This is a genomic window from Patulibacter sp. NPDC049589 (assembly GCF_040675535.1).
Classification (GTDB): domain Bacteria; phylum Actinomycetota; class Thermoleophilia; order Solirubrobacterales; family Solirubrobacteraceae; genus Patulibacter.
Genome location: NZ_JBFAPC010000070.1, coordinates 21,781 through 28,187, shown reverse-complemented (window position 1 = coordinate 28,187; position 6,407 = coordinate 21,781). Strand labels below are relative to the sequence as shown.

The 6,407-nt window shown below is 72.3% G+C and carries 5 protein-coding genes; 2 read left to right on the top strand and 3 right to left on the bottom strand.

Translation table 11 applies throughout. From position 1 onward, the window contains the following. On the bottom strand, positions 1-805 hold an 805-nt coding region (locus AB0L40_RS14525), incomplete at its 3' end, for a glycosyltransferase family 4 protein (RefSeq protein WP_364355528.1). Positions 806-965: 160 nt separating this feature from the next. Here AB0L40_RS14525 and AB0L40_RS14520 point away from each other — a divergent pair. Beyond that, the gene (locus tag AB0L40_RS14520) at positions 966-2,234 is read left to right on the top strand and encodes a hypothetical protein (RefSeq protein WP_364355525.1); all 1,269 of its coding nucleotides are present in this window, start codon (positions 966-968) and stop codon (positions 2,232-2,234) included. Between the two features lie 166 nt (positions 2,235-2,400). Here the strand turns inward: AB0L40_RS14520 and AB0L40_RS14515 are convergent, their stop codons facing one another. Together AB0L40_RS14515 and AB0L40_RS14510 are read right to left on the bottom strand one after the other, a co-directional pair. Continuing rightward, complete coding sequence (locus tag AB0L40_RS14515) at positions 2,401-3,555, bottom strand: inositol-3-phosphate synthase (protein ID WP_364355531.1); 1,155 nt, start codon at positions 3,553-3,555, stop codon at positions 2,401-2,403. A 541-nt stretch (positions 3,556-4,096) separates the two neighbouring features. Next, the gene (locus AB0L40_RS14510; RefSeq protein WP_364355522.1) at positions 4,097-4,705 is read right to left on the bottom strand and encodes a CDP-alcohol phosphatidyltransferase family protein; all 609 of its coding nucleotides are present in this window, start codon (positions 4,703-4,705) and stop codon (positions 4,097-4,099) included. Positions 4,706-4,829: 124 nt separating this feature from the next. Between AB0L40_RS14510 and AB0L40_RS14505 the strand changes: the two genes are divergently transcribed. Then, entirely contained in the window at positions 4,830-5,816 is a 987-nt protein-coding gene (locus tag AB0L40_RS14505) for a decaprenyl-phosphate phosphoribosyltransferase (protein ID WP_364355519.1), read from the top strand. Positions 5,817-6,407: the final 591 nt, after the last annotated feature.

Genomic DNA, 6,407 nt, shown 5'->3' with positions numbered 1-6,407 from the left:
GGGGTCGCCATCGTCCGTTCCGTCGGGTGGATCGTCGAGTGACGCGAGCCGCGTCAGCAGTTGACGACCGCGGGATCCACGAACGGGGTTCCGCGATGGCGTCGGCCGCGGGCTCCGAGGAGGCCACCGTGGGCGCACCGGCGCCCACGGACGGGCCGGCGAGCCCGGCGTGCGGTGCCGGGGGCACGCGGGGGGCGTAGCCGCGGCCGATCGGGAACGAGCGGGCCACGAGCGCCGCGGTGGCGGCGCTGGTCGCGAGCCGGTCGTCCAGGCGGCCCAGCAGGCGGCCGGAGCGCTTGCGGAGCAGGTCGCTTCCGCCGCCCGAGCCGCCGGACGCGCCGGCGCCCATGCCGGCGATGAAGCGCTCGGCCGGCAGGTGGAAGGTGCCGACGTTGAGGCTGCGGCTGTGGCGGAGCGCCGCGCTGCAGACGGACGGGCCGAACGGCTCGTGCACGTGGACGAGGTCGAAGGGGATGCCGGAGAGCGCGTCGTCGACCGTTCGCGCCGCGTCGACCGCCAGCGCGGGCGCGCGGTCGACGCCCGGGATCGCCGGCAGCGCCTCGCCGACGGCCAGCACGACGGGGTCGGCGCCGGGGGCGGGGAGGAGCCCGGCCGGGTCGGCCTTCAGGCGGCGACGGGTCTCCGCGACGCGCGGATGGTCGCGGGACGCGCTGAGCACGACCACGCGGTGCCCCAGGGCGGCCAGCTCGTCGGACAGGCGCAGGACGTGCGCGGTGACGGGGTGGTCCGCCTCGAGCGGGTACGGCGTGACCTGGGCGATCGCCAACGACTCGGCTGCGGGCACGTGTGGAGCATAGGCCAGGGCCTCGCGACGGACGAGGCACGGCTCCGGGAGCGTCGCGCCGGCCCTCGATGCCGCCGTTCGCCCGGCGGGTCGCGGGAACGGCCGACATCGTGACGAGAACGGATACCGCGCCACCCGCCCGGCCGCTACCTTGAGGCGCATGGACACCTCCAACCCACGCTCCTGGCGTCGTCGCGCCGGCGCCGGCGGGCTCACGCTCGTCGCCCTCGCCGCCGCATCCGGCCTCGGCATCTCCGCCGCGACCGCGCCGGTCGCGACCGCGCAGCGCCAGGCCGGCCAGACCGACTGCAAGGTCGACTACGACACCACGAGGTGGCTCGGCAAATACGGCCAGTACCAGCAGCTGCTGGGGCGCACGCCGGCGGGCACGATCCCGGACGGCGTCGCGACGGAGCCCGACTTCTCGCGCGACAGCCGCGCCAACAAGCGGATCGTCTTCACGTCGACGGCCACGAACATCGACGGCCAGGTCCAGCCCGGCACGCGCAACATCTACGTCGTCCAGCGCACCGGCGACATCGGCGCGCTCGGCAACACGTGGACGGTCGGCAAGACGGTGCTGATCTCCGCGGGCACCGGCGGCCCGGCCAACGGCGACTCGTTCGGCGGCTCGATGTCCGGGTACACCGGCGCGAACGACGCCCCGAAGGGCCCGGCCAAGGTCGCGTTCCTGTCGAAGGCGACGAACCTGCCCGGCGGCAACCCCACCGGCACGAGCGCTTACACGGCGAACACGGGCGGCGGCGGCGTCAAGCGGCTGAACGTCCCGGGTACGGCCACGGGCGTCGGCATCTCCGGCGACTCGAAGGTCCTCTACGTGTCGAGCAGCCAGGGCCTCTTCGTCGTGCGCGGCGGCAAGGCGAAGAAGCTCGTCTCCGGCGGCGGCATCGACTCCCCGTCGACGACGTTGAACGGCAACCAGGCCGCCTACGCGCAGAACGGCGTCATCTTCACCGTCACGGTGAAGGGCAAGCGGGCGAAGGTCACCAACGGGACGCACCCGCACGCCGACGGCGGCGAGCCGGGCCGCAAGAAGCAGGGCATGATCCGCGCGATCACGTTCAACCGCGGCGGCGGCGCCTGGAAGGCGCAGCTCCTGCCGAAGCGCGAGGTCAAGGAGTTCGGCCCGCAGAGCAACGGCGCGACGGCCGTCAACGGCGGTGGCGCGGCGATCGGCTTCGGCCACGGCTCCAACGTCTGCGTCTACGTCGAGGTCATCGTCGGCCCGAAGGCCGGCCAGACCGGCGGCTACATGATCCCGCAGGGCGGCTGCCCGGCCGGCCAGGGGACCGTCGTCGACGTGTCCCTGAGCACCCGCTACAACTACGTCGCCTTCACGTGCTCCGGCGGTGGGCTCTACCACTACTGGATCGGCGACAAGGGCAACGACCGCACCCCCGTCAGCTGAGCGACGGTCGGGGCGGCCACGCCGCTCCGACCGGCCCGGCGCAGGAACGACGAAGGCCCCGGAGCGCGCTCCGGGGCCTTCGTCGTTCCTGCGGGTGCGCCGAGCCCCGTCGAGGTCCGGCGCGTGGCCCCTACCCGCGTCGCTCGGGGCGGGGCCCGCTCCCCATCTAGTTGCTGGGCGCGGCGGCGGCCTTCGCGGCCTTCGCGACGCCGGCGTCCTTGCCCTTGTTGGCCTCGATGAACGAGTCCGTGTCCTGGCGCGCGATGTCGTCGGGCCGCTGGTTGTGCGGCGACTTCATGAGGTACGAGGACGGGCCGTCGAGCTGGCCGGCGATGCCGTTGTTCAGCGCGAGCTTCACGAGGCGCGCGGCGTCGATGATGACGCCGGCGGAGTTCGGCGAGTCCCAGACCTCGAGCTTGAGCTCGACCGTCAGTGGGACCTCGCCGAAGGCCTTGCCCTCGAGGCGGATGTGCGCCCACTTGCGGTCCGTCAGCCACGGCACGTAGTCCGAGGGGCCGACGTGCACGTTCTCGGGCTTCATCTCGAGGCCCGCGACCGAGGTGACGGCGTTGGTCTTGGAGATCTTCTTCGACTCGAGGCGCTCGCGCTCGAGCATGTTGAAGAAGTCCATGTTGCCGCCGACGTTCAGCTGCGACGTGTTCTGCAGCACGACGCCGCGCTCGTGGAAGAGGCGGGCGAGCGAGCGGTGGACGATCGTGGCGCCGACCTGCGACTTGATGTCGTCGCCGATGATCGGGAGGCCCTTCTCCTTGAAGCGGCCGTCCCAGTAGTCCTCGCGGGCGATGAAGACGGGGATGCAGTTGACGAAGCCGCAGCCGGCCTCGAGGACCTGCTCGACGTACCACTTGGTGGCCTGCTCGGAGCCGACCGGGAGGTACGAGACGACGACGTCGGTCTTCGTCTCCTTCAGGATCTTCACGATGTCCGCGGTCTCGCCCGGGGCCTTCGTGATCTTCTGCTTGAGGTACTTGCCCAGGCCGTCGTGCGTCATGCCCCGGTAGACCGGGACGTCGAGCTTCGGGACGTCCGCGAACTTGATCGTGTCGTTCGGGTAGGCCCAGATGGCCTCGGAGAGGTCCTTGCCGACCTTCGTCTCGTTGATGTCGAACGCGGCGGTGAACTCGATGTCGTTGACGTGGTAGCCGCCGAGGTCGACGTGCATCAGGCCCGGAACGGGCTGCGAGGCGTCGGCGTTCTTGTAGAACTCGACGCCCTGGATGAACGAGTTGGCGCAGTTGCCGACGCCGATGATCGCGACGCGCACCTTGTCGCGCTGGTAGCGGGCGGTGTCGTTGGACAAGGCGGTCCCGTTGCTCGTGGTCGTGCTCACTCGAAGTCCTAAGGTCTCGTGGATAGCCGGCTGCTGATGGGGCTCGGCGCGGGGGCGCCGGAGCGCCTCGTGCTGGTCGGCCGTCCCGCCGGCGGGAGGTCCTGAGCCATGAACCCCAGCGGGCCAGGCCGGTTACAACCCCGCGAGGGGCGTCCACGGCCAGTCCCCGCGGGTGCGTCACGCGTGTGCCGCACCGGGGTCGTGGGTCGATGGTTGCAGGTCTGGGCCTGCCGTGGGGCCCGGATCACTCGTGCCGGTGCACGTGGGACCGGTCCTTGCCGACCAGCGGTCAGCGAGGGCGGCGGCCGGGCCGCCGCCCCTTGTCGACCCGCGGTCAGCTGGATCCCCGCTTGGGGACGGGGTTCTTGCCGACCCGCGGTCAACGAGAGGCCGGGGCCCGCGGCGCCGTCCCTGTCGACCGACGGTCAGCGGCGACGCGCCAGATAAAGATTTGCTGCGGGCGCGGCGATCCGGCCGCGCGGGGCCGATTCGCGGCCGGGCCCGCCGTGACTCAGCCGCGCGGGGCGTTCAACTGCGAGCGCACGTGCCACATGCGCTGGAACGTCGTGACGACGCCGAGGGCGGCGAGGACCCAGATCGAGGCGTCCAGCAGGTTCAGCCCGTCGATCAGCTCGTCGCCGCCGAGCACCAGGCCGATCGCGAGGATCACGACGCGGACGGCGCGGCTGCCGACGCCCGCCTTCCCGTCGAGGCCGAGGCCCTCGGCCCGGGCTCGCGTGTACGAGACGAGCAGCGAGGAGACGGCCGCCAGCGCGGCGATGCCGGCGTTGATGTCGTCGCCGTGCTTCGCGTAGACCATGACGATCGCGGTGAGGACGATGCCCTCCTCGATGCGGTCGAGCGTCGAGTCGAGGAACGCGCCGAAGGTCGTGCCCTTGCCGGACATCCGCGAGTAGCGGCCGTCGAGCGTGTCCATGACGGAGCCGAGGATGAAGACGATGCCGCCGAGGACGTACAGCTCCTGCCAGACGAGCACCGCGGCGGCGATGTTGCCGATCAGTCCCGTGATCGAGATCGCGTTCGGGGTCAGCGGCAGGTCGGTCAGCCACTGCTGGAACTTCGTGCGCTCGGGGGTCGGGGTCTCGGCGGGGGTGCTCATGGGCCGCGCAGAGCGTACGACTTGGCGCGCCGGCCCGCCCGGCGGCACGTCGGCGGACCGGGATGCGGTGGGGCCGCGGTGGGCGCGCTGGTGGCGTCCGCGGCGATCCGGCAGACTGGCGGGAGTGTCCGGCGAAGCCCCAGGGTCCCTGACCGACGTGCCGCCGCCGGCCGCGGACGGCCCCGCGACCCCTCCGCCCCTCGCGGCTCCCGCGACGGGCATTCCGGCCGAGCCACGCACGACCGGCTCGATCGCGCGCGGCCTCGTGCGCGCGGCGCGCCCGAAGCAGTGGGTCAAGAACGTCCTCGTCTTCGCCGCACCGGCCGCCGGCGCCGGGCTGGACGACGGCAGCGTCATCCTCAAGACGCTCCTGACGTTCGCCGCGTTCTGCCTCGTCTCGAGCGCGACCTACATCCTCAACGACGTCGGCGACGTCGACGCGGACCGCGCCCACCCGACGAAGCGCGACCGGCCGATCGCCTCCGGCGTCGTGCCCGTTGGGGCGGCGCTGGTCACGACCGTCCTGCTGCTCGTGATCGGCCTGGCCATGGCCTACGCGATCTCGTGGCACCTCGGCGCGCTGCTGACCGCCTACAAGGCGCTGACGATCGCCTATACCTTCCGCCTGAAGCACACGGCGATCCTGGACATCGTCGTCGTCGCGACCGGCTTCGCCGTCCGCGCGATCTCCGGCGGCGTCGCCGTCGACATCACGCTGTCGCAGTGGTTCCTCGCCGTCACCTGCTTCGGCTCGCTGTTCATGGTCGCCGGCAAGCGTCACGGCGAGCTCATCAACGTCGGCGAGGGCGGCGCGACCCGCAAGGCCCTCACGCAGTACACGGTCGAGTACCTGCGGTTCGTCGTGACGATGGCCGCGTCGGTGACGATCCTGACCTACTGCCTGTGGGCCTTCGAGCACCCCAAGACCAGCGACATCCCCTGGTGGGGCCTGTCGATCGTGCCCTTCGTGATGGGCATCATGCGCTACGCGCTCCTGGTCGACCAGGGCAAGGGCGGCGCCCCCGAGGAGCTCGTCATCCGGGACCCGGGCCTGCGCATCATCGGCATCGCCTGGGTCGCGCTGTTCCTCGGGTCCGTGTACGTGCACTGAGGTCGCGGACGGGCCCGGTGGGCGGCGCCGGGGCGGTCGGTGGGGGCGGGCCGTGCGTGGGCGCCGCGCGGCCGATGGTGCCGCGGCCGATGGTGCCGCCGCCTGGCGGTCACCAGGAGACCTTCCTGGGAGGTGGCAAGGCTGGTGCCGGCCGTGCCGGTCCGCCGACCGCGTCGGTCCGCCGACCGCGTCGGTCCGCCGACTGCATCGGCCGCGGTCACCAGGAAACCTTCCTGCCAGGTAGGAAGGCTGGTGCCGGATGCCGGCCGTGCCGGTCCGCCGACCGCATCGGCCACGGCCACCAGGAAACCTTCCTGGCAGGTAGCAACGCTGGTGCCGGACGCCGACCGTGCCGGTCCGCCGACCGCATCGGCCACGGCCACCAGGAAACCTTCCTGGCAGGTAGCAACGCTGGTGCCGGACGCCGACCGTGCCGGACGCCGACCGTGCCGGACGCCGACCGTGCCGGACGCCGACCGTGCCGGTCCGCCGGCCGAGCCGGTCTGCCGACCGCATCGGCCACGGCCACCAGGAAACCTTCCTGCCAGGTAGCAACGCTGGTGCTGGCCCCTGTCCGTCGGCCTCGCCCCG